The organism is Paenibacillus sp. FSL P2-0089, from assembly GCF_038595095.1.
GTDB classification, from domain to species: Bacteria; Bacillota; Bacilli; order Paenibacillales; family Paenibacillaceae; genus Paenibacillus_AQ; species Paenibacillus_AQ silagei.
Genome location: NZ_CP152006.1, coordinates 2,110,729 through 2,126,572, shown reverse-complemented (window position 1 = coordinate 2,126,572; position 15,844 = coordinate 2,110,729). Strand labels below are relative to the sequence as shown.

Below are 15,844 nucleotides of genomic sequence, written 5' to 3'. Positions count from 1 at the left end.
GTCTATACTGTTATTGGTTCAAATCCGGACGTTTACCTGTAACCAGATACACTACACTCTCGCCAATATTCGTGGCATGATCGGCAATCCGCTCAATGTAACGGCCAACCAGTGTGAGCAGCATCGCCTGATTCACTGTCTCAGGCTTCTGAACCATATAAGTGTACAGTTCGTTAATCATCGCGCTGTACAGACCATCGACCTGATCGTCATCCTGCGCCATTTTGTAGGCCAGATCCGTATTCTCGTCCAGATAAGACTGAATAGCCTCCGTGGTCATGATCGTGACCAGCTCAGCCATGCGCGGAATATCCACAAGCGGCTTAATCAGCTGCTGTCCCTGGATGCGCATCGTTACCTTGGCTACATCCAGTGCCAGATCGCCCATACGCTCCAGATCGCTGGAGATTTTGAAGGCTACAATAATGCGGCGCAGGTCCTTCGCCACCGGCTGCTGGGTGATGATCAGCCGTGAGCCGATCTCCATAATCCGGTCTTCCATGGCGTTCAGCCGCAGGTCCGCTTTGACAATCTCCTGCGCCCGTACCGTATCAAGGGTCTGCAGGGCCAATATCGCACCATCCAGGGCATCCGTTACATGCTCGCCCATCTGCTGCAGCAGGGTGCGCAGTTCTTCCAGATCTTTATCGAATTCTTTTCTGCGAATCATATCGAAAGTGCTCCTCCTCAAAAACATATGGTCATATCGGGTGAACGGAGTGAACCTGAGACTTACGAGTCAGCTATCCTTAGCCGAAGCGGCCAGAAATATAGTCTTCTGTGCGGGAATCCTTAGGGTTTGAGAACAGCAGCTCCGTGTCCGCAGCCTCCACAATAACACCGTTCAGGAAAAATACAGTGCGTCCCGATACCCGGGCGGCCTGATGCATATTATGCGTGACCATTACAATCGTATACTTATCCCGCAGCTCCTGGACCAGCTCCTCAATCTTGAGTGTGGACACCGGGTCCAGCGCTGAAGTCGCCTCATCCATCAGCAGAATATCCGGCTGTACGGCAAGGGCTCTGGCAATACAGAGACGCTGCTGCTGGCCTCCGGACAGACTTAAGGCCGACTTTTTGAGGAAATCCTTCACTTCCTCCCAGAGTGCAGACTGGCGCAGACTTTGCTCTACCAGGACATCCAGCTCGGCTTTGCTCTTCACACCGTGCAGACGCGGGCCATAAGCCACGTTATCATAGATCGACTTGGGAAAAGGATTGGGCTGCTGGAACACCATCCCCACCTGCTTGCGCAGACTCTCCACTTCAATCTCGTCGCTGTAGATGTTTTTGCCGCCGATATTCACTTTACCTTCAATACGTGTTCCAGGAATCATGTCGTTCATACGGTTAAGGGTACGCAGCAGTGTGGATTTCCCGCAGCCGGAGGGTCCGATAAACGCAGTCACCTGCTTCTCCGGAATCTGCAAATCCACCTTCTTCAGGGCATGGAATGACTCATAGTAGAGATCTAGCTTCTCTATGTCAATGATGGATTTCATTAGTTTCTGTTGTCTCCTTCTCATCATCTTCGTTCCCCATGATAAGCTTTCAGTGTAAATAGAGCTCCAGAGAATTGTTAACGCAGTGTAAAAATCCTTGTACAGTTAGACAATGCCGGAGGAGAAGATGCTTATCTTGTGAGAAAAGAACACCGTCATGTTAAATGACCGGTGTTCTCTTCTTGTTGACAACCAGCTTATAGCCCACGCCGCGGATGGAATCAATATGCACGGATTCAGGGTCAAGCTCCAGCTTCTTGCGCAGGGAGCTGACATGCACATCGACGGTACGCTGGCCTCCGATATAGTCGAAGCCCCAGACCGCATTCATCAGATCATCCCGTGTCAGGACAACGCCCGGCTTGCGGGCCAGATACAGCAGTACTTCAAATTCCTTCGGCCGCAGATTGATGCTCTGTCCGCCCAGCGAGACTTCATAACGCTCGGGGTAGATCTCCAGCTGTCCGAGAATAATCGTCGATGCAGACACCGCCGTCTCGGGCGGAGCTTCTTCGGCAATACCGGAGATCCGCCGCAGTACAGCGCTGACCCGCGCCAGCAGCTCGGATACGCCGAAGGGCTTCGTAATATAGTCATCCGCCCCGGACTTCAGCCCGCGGACGACATCCTCTTCCGCATTCTTGGCCGTCAGCACAATAACCGGTGTGCGGATGCCTTGCCCACGTAATTTATCCAGAATGTCAATGCCGTTCATGCCGGGCAGCATCAGATCCAGTACGATCAATTCAAAAGGTTCTCTAGTCGCACGGTCATATCCTGCCGTTCCATGATCCTCCACCGTCACCTCGTAGCCTTCCTGTGTCAGGTTGTACGACAGCAGCCGGGCCAGTGTCGGTTCGTCTTCAATGACAAGCAATCGTTGTGCCATAGGTTCCCCCGTCTTTTCATAGGTTATTAATTTTACAAAACTGCACACATGCACATCATAGCACCACAATGTTAACTTGGTGTAAAATCATAAATTTATTCTCTATTGATCCGTTATGATCCGCAGGGTTATAGATTCTCTTCCTGCAGCAGCGGCAGTTCAAGGATGAACGAGCTGCCGATGCCCAGATCGCTCTCAACGTTAATTGACCCGCGATGCAGCTCAACCAGATGCTTCACGATGGATAGACCGAGGCCGGTTCCGCCGGAGCTTCTGGAGCGGGCTTTGTCCACCCGGTAAAAGCGTTCAAAGATCCGGGGCAGATCCTTGCGCGGAATCCCCATCCCCGTATCACTGACTGTAAAGCGTACGCTCTCGGTGCCATCCTTCTTCTGGATGCTCACTGCGGTGACTCTGACATTCCCCCCGTCCTGGGTGTAGTTGATCGCATTGGAGAGCAGATTCATGAAGATCTGGCGCAGCTTGTCTTCATCTCCCTCAATGAATAGCTCCGCAGGCACATCCGAGCTAAGTGTAATCTTCTTCTTCTCCGCAACCTTACTGAGCGTTTCCAGTACGGAGCCGAAGAATTCGATCAGATGAACCGGGGAGCATTCCAGCTGAACGCGTTTGGATTCGATTTTGGACAGCTCCAGGATGTCGCCGATCAGGCGGTTCAGCCGTTCATTCTCATCGTAAATAATCTGCAGGAATGAACGCGCCGTCTTCTCATCCGTAACGCCACCGCCCAGGAGGGTCTCGGCGAAGCCTTTTACCGCAGCGACAGGGGTCTTCAGCTCGTGGGAGACATTGGCGACGAATTCGCTGCGCATCTTCTCAAGCCTGCGGATCTCTGTAACCTCCTGAAGCAGGAACAGCATGCCCCGGGAGCAGCCATCCTGAATCATCGGCACCCCATCCAGACGCACAATCCGCTCCACGGGATTATAGATGCTGCGCTCCTCGTGAATAGGTTCACCCGCGGACACTCCATCATCAATCAGCCGCGTAAGCTCATAATGATGCTTGATCTCCTTGTAGGAATGACCGGTCATCTCGCTGTGCTTCACATCAAGCAGCCGTTCGGCGGCCCGGTTGAGCAGGGCAATCTCCCCTTCAGCATTGATCATCACGATGCCGCCGGTCATATTGTCGAGTACGCTTTGCAGCAGGTCCTCATTGTCGCGGATGGTTTTCAGCTGGGCCTGGAGACTGTCGGCCATCGCGTTGATGGCTGTAGCCAGCTGTCCGATCTCATCCTTGCGCTTCATGGGCACCCGGGCATCGTAATCGAGATCGGTAATCCGCCGCGCCACTCTGGTGATCTGCTCCAGCGGTGAGGTCATACTGGAAGCCACCTTGTAGCTCACCAAGGTTGCGGCAATGAACAGCAGCACCAGCCCCCCTGCCATGATCATCCACGCCCGGTTCAGTCCTTCGGATACGGTATCGAGCCCCATCGACAGCCGGATATACCCGTCAAAGCCCTGATCGGAGGACACGGAACCCGCCACATACATCATTTCACGGTCTAATGTATCGCTGTAACGGATCGCCCGGCCAATCCCTTCCTTCGCGGCCAGCAGCTCCTCTTCGCGGGTAGAGTGGTTGTCCATCTCACGCGGATTCTTCTCCGAGTCCCCAATGACCCGGCCTTGCTTCGTAATGAAGGTGACACGTGATCCGGTCAAGATGGATATCCTCTCTGCCTGTTCTGTATAGTAGTTCAGAGCATCCGGGCTGCTGGTATCCATGAATGAGAAGGTGCCGGAGAGCAGCTTTATTTCCCGGGACATGTTCTCTTCCAGCACGGAAATATGCGAATCCTTGAACAGCTGAGCCATGGTGATTCCGGCCCCGGTCATTGATATTCCTATCAGTGCCATAAGTATGATGGTAAGTCGAATGCGGAATGGTTTCATCTGCGGCGTTCCTCTTCCCTCGTGTTTATGTCCATGAGAACACTCTACCTGCATTTTCGGCAAAATACCAGTTCCGGCGGCGATTATCAACGTGGTGTAAAATGTGCGGGGGGCGGGGGCGGGATGCGGAGGCGGGAATATACTGAGGGGCGAGGGAGGAGCGATGTCTGAGATCCAAGAGCCTGGACCGAGGGAGGAGCGATATCTGAGATCCAAGAGCCTGGGCCGAGGGAGGAGCGATATCTGAGATCCAAGAGCCTGGGCCGAGGATGGAGCGATATCTGAGATCCAAGAGCCTGGGCCGAGGGAGGAGCGATATCTGAGATCCAAGAGCCTGGGCCGAGGATGGAGCGATATCTGAGATCCAAGAGCCTGGGCCGAGGATGGAGCGCTGTGGGATCTATAATGGACGCTCCGCAAACGGACCGTTGTTCCGATCGCTGTTGTCTCCAGATTTTATTTATTCCCCTAAACGGTAAAAATCCGGATACAAAGGCGAACGCTACCGCTTCTCCACAATCAGTCCGCCCGCTGCGCTGTTTAAGTGGTGGGAGATACAGGTAAATCCTGTAAACCTCAGACCCTCGCACACATCCAGCACGCACACCCTTGCTCCTATACAATGTATTCGGTTTTCCGCATACATTTAGCCCGCAGCCCCCGCACGTGCACATTGTGTTCGGTTTTCCGCATAAATTTAGCCCGCAAACCTCGCACGTGCACATTGTGTTCGGTTTTTCGCATACAATCGGCCCGCGTACCTCACCACTGCGCATTGTGTTCGGTTTTCCGCACACATTTAGCCCGCAGACCCCGCACGTGCACATTGTGTTCGGTTTTCCGAATACAATCGGCCCGCATACCTCGCCGCTAAACATTGTGTTCGGTTTTCCGTATACATTCCAGGACTCCCATTTGTTTAATCTAAGAAGTCTGTTCTCCAACCCATTGCTCACCTTAACAACAACAGGTTATTTAAACAAACAGATCATAAAACACCAGAAAACGCCCTTCCTAAATGGCATACCTCACCATTTAGAAGGGGCGTTACCGTTGTTACTTACAAACGCTACTGATCCTTCCAGCGCTGCACGCTTAGTGTCACTGTCTGTGCTCCGCCTTCCGGTGTGAGCGTCCGGTTCGCAATGTCCGCCCCGCTGGACGCGGTCTCTACCGTACCCCAGCTTCCGCGCGTCAGCTTATACGTCACGGCGCTGCCTGCCGGAAGGTTCAAGGTGATGGAATAGACGCCGTCACTGCCACGGGTCAGCAGATAGGCTGCATCTGCCGCATTCCAGCTGTTGAACGAACCCGTCAGATAGACCGGAGCATTCGCCGGAGTGGACCCCGGTACGCTAACCCGGAAGGTTACGCTGTCCGCCTGCGGTTCCCCGGAGGTCAAGCTTCCCCCAACCAGACTGGAACTGCCGGTGCCAAAATGATAGTTATTCCCGCCATTGTTATCCCAGGTCCCGCTGCCGTTATTAAAGGCTGCGGTTAGACCTGTGGCGCTGCCAAGCGGGATGGTAATGGCTTTGTAGCCACTGAAAGTAGAGGCCTGCATCCGCACACCCGGTGAAGTCGTCCAGGTTGTCGCCCCATCCAGCTTGTAATGGATATACGAATTACTGAAGGCTGTATTCTTGTAATAGATCGTCGCGGTGTTGCCCGCCGGAGTGGCGGTTGGCACAGGTGTCGCCGTTGGCACTACAGTCGGTGTTGCGGTCGGCGCTACAGTCGGCGCCACAGTTGGTGTTGCGGTCGGCGCTACAGTCGGCGCCACAGTTGGTGTAGCAGTCGGTGCTACGGTTGGTGCCACCGTAGGCGTCACGGTCGGTGTCGCTGTTGGTGCTACGGTTGGTGTAGCAGTCGGCGATGCCGTCGGCGTTACCGGGCCGCCTGCCTGGATATTGCCTGTAGGCGTGTAAGTCCAGGTGCCAGTACCGAACAGATAATTGCTGCCCCCGTTACTGTCCCAGGTGCCGCTGCCGTTATTGAAGCAGGCTTCGAGCTGGGTGGCTGCGCCGATGTTAATGGTGATTTTGTTATAGCCCGCTACCTCGGCGGCTGGAATAGCCACACCCGGAGATGTCGTCCAAGTCCCGCCCACTGGGCGGTAATGAATGTACGGATTGGTGTAACCCTGCTTATAGTAGATTGTCACACTGTTACCGGCAGGGGTAACGATCAGAGCGGCTGCGCTGAGGGCCGACAGATTCATGGCGGCATCATACGCTTTTACCGTATAAGAATAATTAGTGCTGCCTACAAGTCCGTTATCTGTAAAAGAGGTCGTAGCCGAAGTCCCGATTTTCACTCCGTTGCGGTAGATTTCATACCCTGTCACCCCGACATTATCGGTGGAAGCTGACCAGGACACCAGCGCGCTGGAGGCATTCTGTACGGTTGCTGTTACATTTCCCGGAACACTTGGTGCCTGCGTATCGGTTACCGGCTGTGTTTTGGCATAGATTTTGGCGGAGTTGGCGCCCAGGGTAATTGTAATTTGCTTACCAGTGACACCGCCCGCTTGCACGGTCACAGTATCGGAGGGGTTCAACTGGTTCACCAGAACCGTGCCTGCGGTAAGCGTGCTCTCGGCGCGCAGCGGCAGCGTCACCGTCTGTGATCCGCCGGATGCATTACTGAATGCGGAGATGACCTCCTGGCCGACATACGTGCCTGTATCAATCCGCCGGGAGAAGGCGTACAGATTCTGTGCGGACCACATTTCGCGCTGGGTGCCGGTGCGCAGGGCCGGGTTGTTTTTGCGGATCTCGTTCAGCTTGGCTACATGCTTGAAGGTACTGGCATTCTCATTGAAATAATTCTCCAGCACATTGCCGTTTGCATCCCGCTTCACCATCGACCAGCGGTTCCACGTATCCGCGATTCCGCCCGTCATAATCTGCCCGTTGCCGTTGCCCTTGTTCTGCTCCGTTCCCTGGAAGACCACAGGCGTTCCGCGCACGGTGAAAATAAAGGACAAAGCATTCTGCAGCTTCTCAACACTGCCCCCGGCCTCGGTCAGGAAGCGGTTGCGGTCATGATTGTCGATGAAGGTAACCATATGGTTGGCGTTGCCGCCGTAGTAGGAGTCTTGAGCCAGGGTGCCTTTAATATTCGCGTCAAAAGACTGCCCGTATGCGAAGCTGTTCAGCACGGAGAAGAACAACGGGAAGTCCAGCATCCCCCACTCCTTATTCTGGCCGACCCAGCGGGAGACGAATTCGGCATTGCCGTCGAAATTCTCCCCAAAAGTATTCACGCCCAGCAAATTTTGCAGCTCGCCGATATCGGTCGGCTTCATCAGCTTGGCCGCATCGACACGGGCGCCGTCTGCTCCCGTATAGTCAAACCAGCCCTTGATCGAGCTGAAGATGGCCTGCTTGGCGGCAGGAACATCGAAGTCGATATCATCCAGACCACCCAGATCATGATTCTCCAGATAATCCTGGGCCCACTGATCGTACCGTCCGTCGGCAAGAGACCAGTTAATGTCACCATTATGGTGATACCAGGCCGGATTATTGAACGGGGCCGCAGGCTGCAATGTCGGGATATCATAATACGCCTGTGTGCCCAGCATATAATCGCCGATGTGATTAGGCACGACGTCGATAATGACCTTGATCCCGAGCGCATGTGCGGAGTCTACAAGCTCTTTCAGCTTTTCTTTGGTGCCGAAGTAAGGGTTGGCCTTGTTGGGGTCCTTGACATTGTATCCGTGGTAGGCAGTGTTCTTGCCGGTACCGTTGTTCTCACGGTTAGTCATCTGGGGCTCGGCTACCGGTGAGATCCAGATCGCGGTATAGCCCATATTGTGAATATACGGGAGCTTGTCAATGACCCCCTGCCAGTCCCCGCCCTTCATATACCGGAAGTCCTCCTCCGAGTTCTCCCCGTAGCGGATAGCCGCGCCTGTTGCATTATTGGAAGAATCCCCGTCATGGAAGCGGTCAACCATAATCTGATAAATCGTGTCATTCTCGGTTACTGTACCAATACTGGCTGCTTCCACCTTGGCTGGCGGCAGGACAAACAGATTCATCATGATCGACAATACAATGGATGTGATTAGAACGGGAACAAGTAGGCGTGTACGTTTACTTTTCATTCCTCATCTCCCTCTCATGTAAACCGAATGCAATACACTTTCAGTAACGAATAAGCTGCCGTCAATAACTCCAATCTTTTTAACATAGGGAAACCGGTTTCCCCACTAAAAATTAACATGTCCATGTATGCGCTGTCAAGACATATAATTTATAACTTCCACAAGCCGCATCCTATAGGGGCTGCCGACTCTGCAAAACATGAAAAAAATATTATTCGGCACAGCCGAATAGCTGTAGGGGCTTTTCAGGAACCGGTTGCCTCCAGAAAATATAGTGTTAGACTGATAAATAAAAATGCTGCAATATAAGGGGAGCGATATTATAATGAGCCCATCCATTCTGCGGGACGGATTAAAAATCATCTCTTCATGTAAAAAAGACACAGGGGATATCTGGCAGGCTCACTTTGGTGCTGCCGCTATTGGCAGTTATTTTTTTATTAAAACGAATAATCCGGCACCAGAGCTTGCCCGACTTGTAGCTTTGCAGACCGAAGCGATGATCCAAAGGAAAATTGGGGAGAACGGCATACAACATCGTACCGGCTGTGACGAGCAGCTGGCTGTAACTGCCATACTTGAGGCCCTCGATGCAACGATTGATGAGTTACACTGGGTCGGTCATAATGTGATTTACAGCGCATCGTGTCTGCTCTCCATCCACGAACTTAAAGGCTGGGGAAGTACGGAGGATCTTGCCGGAATAACCGATCTTATCCGCTCGTTTGAGCGGACAATTCCGGGGCGGTCATGGATTGGCTTCTCTGCTTCCGAGGTGAAGAGGATGGAGGTTACAGACGAGGACGGCTTTCCGGTCATCTCGACGCCCGGCGAGCTTTCTTCGCTTGTGCTGGAAGAATTAGCTCATTTCCCTGTCATTTACCGGGCAGAAGCACATCATGATCTGATCGGTCATATGCTGACTTTCTCCCACGCGCTAAACATCCTGTATGACCTTGGCCATGTCTCCTTTTTCCAAAGAGGGTTACCGCCTTTAATGAAATTGATTACAGTTCTGCGCCACAGCCGTAACCTTGTACCTGGAGAACCCATCAAGCTGGTTTCACCTGTCGATCATTTGCCCCTGAAGCCGGCTGAGCGTGCGGACGTATTGCCGACCGACATTAAGTTTTGGCAAAAGGACTATAGCGGGCAGGATTGGGATTATGGTCACGTGTTTAAATTCACCCATAGCTTCTATGACCATTTGCAGCGTGTAGAGCACAAGAAAGAGTCGTATATTGAAAAATTCCGGTATACGCTAATTCAATAAAACAGCGTCAGTCTATGGACATTACTCTCGTCCATGGCTGACGCTGTTTCTTTGTTTGAGGTCCTGTTACTTAAACACCGGCTCGCGGAACTGGGCCAGCTTGGCGGCGGAATTCTTTTCGACATCAGCATGGAGGCTGTTACCGTGCGCATCCATGGTCACGATCGCTGCGAAGCCGTCCACCTGAAGATGCCACATCGCCTCAGGAATGCCAAATTCCATGAAGTCTACGGCGTTGACCTTCTTGATACATTCTGCGTAATACTGCGCCGCACCGCCGATTGCATTGAGGTAGACCGCGCCGTGCTCCCCTAAGGCCTTGAGGGTCTTGGGTCCCATACCGCCTTTGCCGATTACAGCGCGGATGCCGAACTTCTTAATAATATCGCCCTGATACGGCTCCTCGCGGATACTCGTCGTCGGGCCAGCCGCTTTCACATGCCAGCCTTCATCATCCTTCAGCATGACCGGGCCACAGTGATAGATGACGGCACCGTTCAGATCGACAGGGGTGTCGTGATCCATGAGGTATTTGTGCAGGGCATCGCGGCCGGTGTGCATCTCGCCGGAGAGGATCACCACATCGCCGACGCGCAGGCTGCGGATATCCTCCTCGCTGATCGGTGTGGTCAGACGGATCTCGCGCGAGCCGCCTGAGCCAGCGGAAGCTGCCGCAGCCGTTTCAGATCCTGCCCCATTCCCTGAAACGGCTGCATCCGAAGCTGCTTCACCCGTCCCGGATACAATAGCCGGTGCCGCAGGAATCGTAGCATCCTCTGGCACCACGCCGGAAGCTGTCCGTTCTGCCGCAGCTACACCCACAGGTTCAGCAACCGGCTGCGGTGCAGCTTCCCCCTCAACAGATATCCCGGTGCCGCTCTCATACAGCCAATCCTGAATGTCACCAGTAGCCGGATGAACCAGAATGCCCTGGCGGCGGAAGGCCCAGCAGTTATAGGCTACAGAGACAAAGAAGCTGGCAGGCAGCCGGTTCATTACCCCGATTTTGCAGCCCAGCAGTGTCACTTCACCGCCGAAGCCCATCGTGCCGATTCCGAGCTTATTGGCATTCTCCATAATGTAATTCTCCAGCTTGCCCAAATCTTCATTAGGATTCACATCCTCAACCTTGCGGAACAGTTGCTTCTTCGCTAGCTCATAGCCCGTGGTACGGTCACCGCCGATACCTACACCAATGAATCCTGCGCTACAGCCTTGGCCCTGCGCCTGATACACGGAATGCAGGATGCACTTGCGGATACCGTCGAGATCGCGTCCGGCTTTGCCGAGTCCCTCCAGCTCTGCCGGAAGGCTGTACTGGATGTTCTTATTCTCGCAGCCGCCGCCCTTCAGGATCAGCCGGACGTCAATGCTCTCTTCCTCCCACTGCTCGAAGTGAATCACCGGAGTCCCTGCTCCCAGATTATCCCCGCTGTTCTCGCCGGTTAGCGAATCCACGGAATTGGGCCGCAGCTTCCCGTTCTTCGTAGCGCGGATAATTGCGTTGTGAATATCCTTCTTCATCTCTATCTGATTCACGCCCACCGGCGTATGAATGATAAAAGTCGGCATCCCCGTATCCTGGCAGATCGGCGATATTTGCTGCTCCGCCATCCCGATATTCTGCGCTATCGTGGTTAGTGCCAGTCCGGAGCGTGTCGCCCGGTCTTCCAGCGCCCGCCCTCTGGCCACTGCCCGGCGCACATCTCCCGGCAGGTTCGTGGAGGTCTCTACAATCAAATTATAAATGCTCTCTTCAAAATGCTGCATCTTCATTCAGTCTCCTCTCCATCTGGTTCAAGCGGCCCTAACTCTGGTACAATTAGTTACTATAATAGCACATTAAGCTGCTCATGAAAGGGGTTACTTCAAAATTGAACTACCATTTCTCCGCCTATCTCTACCGGCTGCAATATATCCAGCGCTGGAGCCTCATGCGCAGCACCGCCCCGGAGAACGTGGCGCAGCATTCGTTCCAGGTCGCCCTGCTGGCGCACATGCTGTGCACCATCGGCAATGCCCATTTCGGCCGGTCGCTGAACGCCGACCGCGCATCCACGATGGCGCTGTTCCACGACGCCACCGAGGTCTTCACCGGCGACATCGCTACGCCGGTGAAGCATGACAACTCGCGTCTGCTGTCCAGCTTCCGCGAGATGGAGCAGGTGGCCGCCGACCGGCTGGCGGCCATGATCCCGCCGGAGCTGAGCGCAGTCTACGCGCCGCTCCTGCAGCCGCACACCAGCTCTCCCGGCTCCGAGGATGCCGGACTGCTCCGCTACGTCAAGGCAGCGGATGTGCTGGACGCTTACCTGAAATGCGTCTGGGAGGTCGCCGCAGGCAACCGCGAATTCGCCGCAGCCAGGGAGCAGACCGCCGCGAAGCTGCATGTGCTGGAGATGCCTGAGATGGAATATTTCCTTAAACACATGGCTCCGGGCTTCGAGATGTCGCTGGACGAGCTGTCTTCCAGTGCGAGTCAGGGACAGTCTGCCGGAGAGCCTGAATCTATAGAGTAGATAGAGTACACATTCGCATGTGTTGGCTCCTAGCGTTGGTTGATATACTTACGTGTTAACAATGCTATGCGAATGCCTCTCTTAAACGGCCCGCATTTTCTCCATCCGCACCAATTGTGTTCGGTTTTTCGCACATATTGGGCCCCACCCAGCCTTCTCGTTAGCGATTGTGTTCGGTTTTTCGCCTACATTTGGCCCACCAGCCTTCTCACTAGCGATTGTGTTCGGTTTTTCGCCTACATTGGGTCCACCAGCCTTCTCGCTAGGGATTGTGTTCGGTTTTTCGCCTACATTGGGCCCACATGCAACTTATAACCCTTATACAATGCAAATAACCCGCCATGAAGCGGGTTATTTGCATATGGTCAGGTTAAGTTAGACACGGTTAGTCTAGTCAGCTTAAGTTAGACACGGTTAGTCTGGTCAGTTTAAGTTGATTCGCTTAGTCTAGTCAAGTTAAGTTCATTCGTTTTTCCTGATCAGTTTAAATTACATCCGGTTTGGTCACATCAGGCTCAACCAGATTCAGCCTGCCTACCTCAACCCAAGCGGCTCGGACAGGATATCCCAGTCCTTGAATACCGGCTGGAGTCCTTGCGAACGCAGCATCTCGGCCATCTCGTTCACGCTGCGGTTGTCCGAGATTTCAAACTGCGGCGTTCCCCCTTCCAGGGAATGTCCGCCCACTTCGGTGGATACCCCTGCGGACATCTTCGTGATGCCGAGCTGGACCAGATGATCGCGCAGGGCCGCAGGCTCCCGTGTAGACAGCGAGATGCCGGAGCGCGGCAGAAATAGGCGGTAAGCCAGAATAATCTGCACCAGCGCACGGTCGGTTACATCGCTTGCGGGATTGAATTCGCCTAAGTAAGGCCGGAACCGGGGAGTCGACAGCCCGATTTCGCATTCCGGGTACTTGTCCTGCAGATATCTCGCATGCAGCGCAGTGGCCAGCGCCTCCTGGCGCCATTCGTACATGCCAAGCAGGGCTCCGATATTCACCGAACGGAACCCGGCTTGACAGCCCCGTTCGGGAGCGTCCAGACGGTTGCGGTAGACGCGTTTGGGTCCTTTTACATGCAGCGCACGATAAGTTTCCTGATGGTAGACCTCCTGATAGAGCGTCAGACCGTCCACGCCAGCTTCTCTGAGCTCAGCATATTCTGCTGTCGAGAGCGGATTCACTTCAATGCTGACGGAGGCAAAATAGCGGCGCAGCACATTCACGCAGTCCCTCACATAACCGGCCGGACTGTCCCTGCGGGATTCTCCGGTCAGAATCAGAATGTGGCGCAGGCCTGTGGCTGCGATGGTCTCCGCTTCCCGGGCGACCTGCTCCAGCGTCAGTTTTTTGCGCGGAAAATCATAAATAGAACTGAAGCTGCAATACGTGCAGTGATTCACGCAAAAATCAGCCAGGTACATCGGTGTAAACAGCTGCATCACATGGCCGAAATGCGTACGCGTTAAGCGGTGCGCCTTCTGCGCCATCTCCTCCAGATAAGGCTCCGCTGCCGGTGACAGCAGTGCCATCAGCCCCTCTTCATCGACCCGCTCTGCACGAAGCGCGCGCTTCACATCCTCTGCCGTATACCGGCTCCATAACGCTTCGTAAGGCAGCTGCTCCAGCCGGGTCATCGTCTCATAAAAGCTCATAACCGTTCTCTCCTCCCTATTCCATCTGTCAGGCCAAGAACCCGGTCAACGGTGAAGAGGCTGCCGCCGTCTCTTCCACAGGCCCCAGTCCGGCGAGATAAGCCTTGCGCCCTGCGGCTACCGCGTCACGGAAGGCTTCTGCCATCAGCAGCGGATCCGAGGCGGTGGCAATCGCTGTATTAAGCAGCACCGCTGCGGCCCCCATCTCCATCGCCTCAGCCGCCTCGGACGGTCTGCCGATTCCGGCATCCACGATCACCGGCAGATTCGTCTCGGAGATCAGAATCCGGATCAGTTCCTTGGTCTGCAGTCCGCGGTTGGACCCGATCGGCGCTCCCAGCGGCATCACGGCCGCAGCCCCCGCTGCCTTCAACCGCAGGGCGGCGGACAGGTCAGGACTCATATACGGAAGCACCACGAAGCCCTCTGCTGCAAGGATCTCGGTCGCCCGGATGGTCTCGGTATTATCCGGCAGCAGATATTTCTGGTCGTTGATGACCTCAATCTTCACCCAGTTCCCCAGCCCCGCCGATCTCGCCAGCCGGGCAATCCGTACTGCTTCCTCTGCGGTGCGCGCACCGGAGGTATTAGGCAGTAAGGTCATATGGGAAGGAATATGGCTGACAATATTGTCACTGCTCTCCGGGTCCACCCGGCGCAGAGCAACGGTAATGACCTGTGAGCCTGATCGCGTAATCACCTCGGGAATGAGGGTGTTGCGGCTGTATTTTCCGGTACCAATGAACAGTCTGCTGGTTAGAGTCACTCCGCCAATCATCAATGGATCTTGCATGTTAACGCCTCCTGGGATAAGTCTTCGTGTTCAGCCTCCGCCTACAAAATGAACCAGCTCCACCCGGTCCCCCTCACTGAGCAGTGTTTCTCCGTAAACCTCTCTGCCAGCAAGCTCACCATTCAGCTCGACAATCACCAGCTTACCGGCCCACTCGGGCCGGGAGAGCAGATCCTCCAGTGTCCGGCAGCTCTCTTCGATTCTTTGCCTCTTTCCGTTAACGGTCACATTCATGCCTGTTCACCTCCTGCTGTGCCCTGTGTTTGAGCCATATCCAGCGCTTCAGCCAGCTCCGCTGCCCTGTCCCTGTGGACCGCTTCCCTGTACGCCATGGCCGCTGCCACCGGGTCCGGGGCTCCGCAGATCCCCGACATGACAGCAATGCCAGCCGCCCCTTGGGCCAGCACCGCTCCGGCATTACCCGGGGTAATCCCTCCAAGCGCAATCAGCGGGATGCGGCTCCAGCGGACAGCCTCGGCCAGTTGCGCAAGTCCCCGTGCCTGCTGTCCGGGCTTACAGGCCGTCGGGAAAACATGCCCGTAGAGGCAGAAGTCTGCTCCCCGCCTTCCAGCCTCCGCCGCCTCTTCCCGCGAGTGTACCGACCTGCCGATCCGCAGGCCCGGTGCAAGCCCGCGTGCTGCGGCTGGCGGAAGGCTATGCCAGGCCAACTGTACACCGCCTGCCCCAGCGGCCAAGGCAATATCGATCCGGTCATTAATGACCAGCTTCGAAGGCGGAACCCCGGCCTGAAGCATCTGCTGCGCCGCCGCCAGCAGTTCGCGGGCGGACATGGCTTTTTCCCGGAGATGGATATAATCCACCATGGGATGTACCGCCGCAGCCAGCTCCGCAAGCTTCTCAGGGTGGAGCCGACCGTCTGAGATGACATGAATTTCGTGCAACGCCTTTCCCCCTCCCGTCTGTCCCAGCTCACACTACACCTCTCCACAACACAAAAAAGACCGCCCCCGTAAAGGAAGCAGTCTGGAATAGAAACAGGAATACCGGTATTAGCCGTATACCCCCGCTGCAATATTCGTTCTCCACTTCCCTACGCTGGTATAACCCAGATCAGGTTCAAAGGGTCCGAGCAGATACGCCCGTCTCAGCCTTGCGGCTCCCCTAGTGATCGTTCTATGCGGTTGTTTGGCCTTGCTTTTTGTATATTAG

Annotated in this window: 12 protein-coding genes and 1 riboswitch; of the genes, 2 read left to right on the top strand and 10 right to left on the bottom strand. The window is 54.8% G+C overall.

Annotated features, from left to right (window positions below):
* Positions 1-10 precede the first annotated feature (10 nt).
* From phoU to NST69_RS08590, 5 genes are all read right to left on the bottom strand, one after another.
* Complete coding sequence (gene phoU / locus NST69_RS08610; protein WP_036725564.1) at positions 11-670, bottom strand: phosphate signaling complex protein PhoU; 660 nt, start codon at positions 668-670, stop codon at positions 11-13.
* A 79-nt stretch (positions 671-749) separates the two neighbouring features.
* Complete coding sequence (gene pstB / locus NST69_RS08605) at positions 750-1,505, bottom strand: phosphate ABC transporter ATP-binding protein PstB (protein ID WP_036725565.1); 756 nt, start codon at positions 1,503-1,505, stop codon at positions 750-752.
* Between the two features lie 160 nt (positions 1,506-1,665).
* Complete coding sequence (locus tag NST69_RS08600) at positions 1,666-2,394, bottom strand: response regulator transcription factor (RefSeq protein WP_036725566.1); 729 nt, start codon at positions 2,392-2,394, stop codon at positions 1,666-1,668.
* Positions 2,395-2,522: 128 nt separating this feature from the next.
* On the bottom strand, positions 2,523-4,316 hold the full coding sequence (locus tag NST69_RS08595; protein ID WP_036725568.1) for an ATP-binding protein: 1,794 nt from the start codon (positions 4,314-4,316) through the stop codon (positions 2,523-2,525).
* A gap of 1,069 nt (positions 4,317-5,385) precedes the next feature.
* Positions 5,386-8,433 carry a carbohydrate binding domain-containing protein gene (locus NST69_RS08590; protein ID WP_342548998.1) on the bottom strand — a complete coding sequence of 1,016 codons (3,048 nt, stop codon included), beginning with the start codon at positions 8,431-8,433 and terminating at the stop codon, positions 5,386-5,388.
* 322 nt (positions 8,434-8,755) lie between these two features.
* Here NST69_RS08590 and NST69_RS08585 point away from each other — a divergent pair, with 322 nt between their 5' ends.
* Complete coding sequence (locus NST69_RS08585; protein ID WP_342550120.1) at positions 8,756-9,706, top strand: hypothetical protein; 951 nt, start codon at positions 8,756-8,758, stop codon at positions 9,704-9,706.
* Positions 9,707-9,772: 66 nt separating this feature from the next.
* On the opposite strand, the gene NST69_RS08580 is transcribed toward NST69_RS08585, so the two are convergent.
* Positions 9,773-11,476: a fumarate hydratase gene (locus NST69_RS08580; RefSeq protein ID WP_342550119.1), complete on the bottom strand. Its 1,704-nt coding sequence runs from the start codon at positions 11,474-11,476 to the stop codon at positions 9,773-9,775.
* 104 nt (positions 11,477-11,580) lie between these two features.
* On the opposite strand from NST69_RS08580, the gene yfbR reads away from it, so the two are divergent.
* Positions 11,581-12,225 carry a 5'-deoxynucleotidase gene (gene yfbR / locus NST69_RS08575; protein WP_342548997.1) on the top strand — a complete coding sequence of 215 codons (645 nt, stop codon included), beginning with the start codon at positions 11,581-11,583 and terminating at the stop codon, positions 12,223-12,225.
* Between the two features lie 534 nt (positions 12,226-12,759).
* Here yfbR and thiH read toward each other — a convergent pair.
* The 4 genes from thiH to NST69_RS08555 are packed head-to-tail and all read right to left on the bottom strand — an operon-like array spanning position 12,760 to position 15,576.
* On the bottom strand, positions 12,760-13,881 hold the full coding sequence (gene thiH / locus NST69_RS08570; protein WP_340954513.1) for a 2-iminoacetate synthase ThiH: 1,122 nt from the start codon (positions 13,879-13,881) through the stop codon (positions 12,760-12,762).
* Between the two features lie 28 nt (positions 13,882-13,909).
* Complete coding sequence (locus tag NST69_RS08565) at positions 13,910-14,674, bottom strand: thiazole synthase (protein ID WP_209872516.1); 765 nt, start codon at positions 14,672-14,674, stop codon at positions 13,910-13,912.
* A 30-nt stretch (positions 14,675-14,704) separates the two neighbouring features.
* Positions 14,705-14,908, bottom strand: coding sequence for a sulfur carrier protein ThiS (gene thiS / locus NST69_RS08560; protein ID WP_036725578.1), 204 nt, complete (start codon positions 14,906-14,908; stop codon positions 14,705-14,707).
* Positions 14,905-15,576 (bottom strand): thiamine phosphate synthase, encoded by a 672-nt coding sequence (locus tag NST69_RS08555; protein ID WP_340954515.1) that lies wholly within the window; start codon positions 15,574-15,576, stop codon positions 14,905-14,907. The genes thiS and NST69_RS08555 overlap by 4 nt, the downstream gene beginning before the upstream one ends.
* A 129-nt stretch (positions 15,577-15,705) precedes the next feature.
* A riboswitch (TPP riboswitch) is annotated at positions 15,706-15,808 on the bottom strand.
* Positions 15,809-15,844 lie beyond the last annotated feature (36 nt).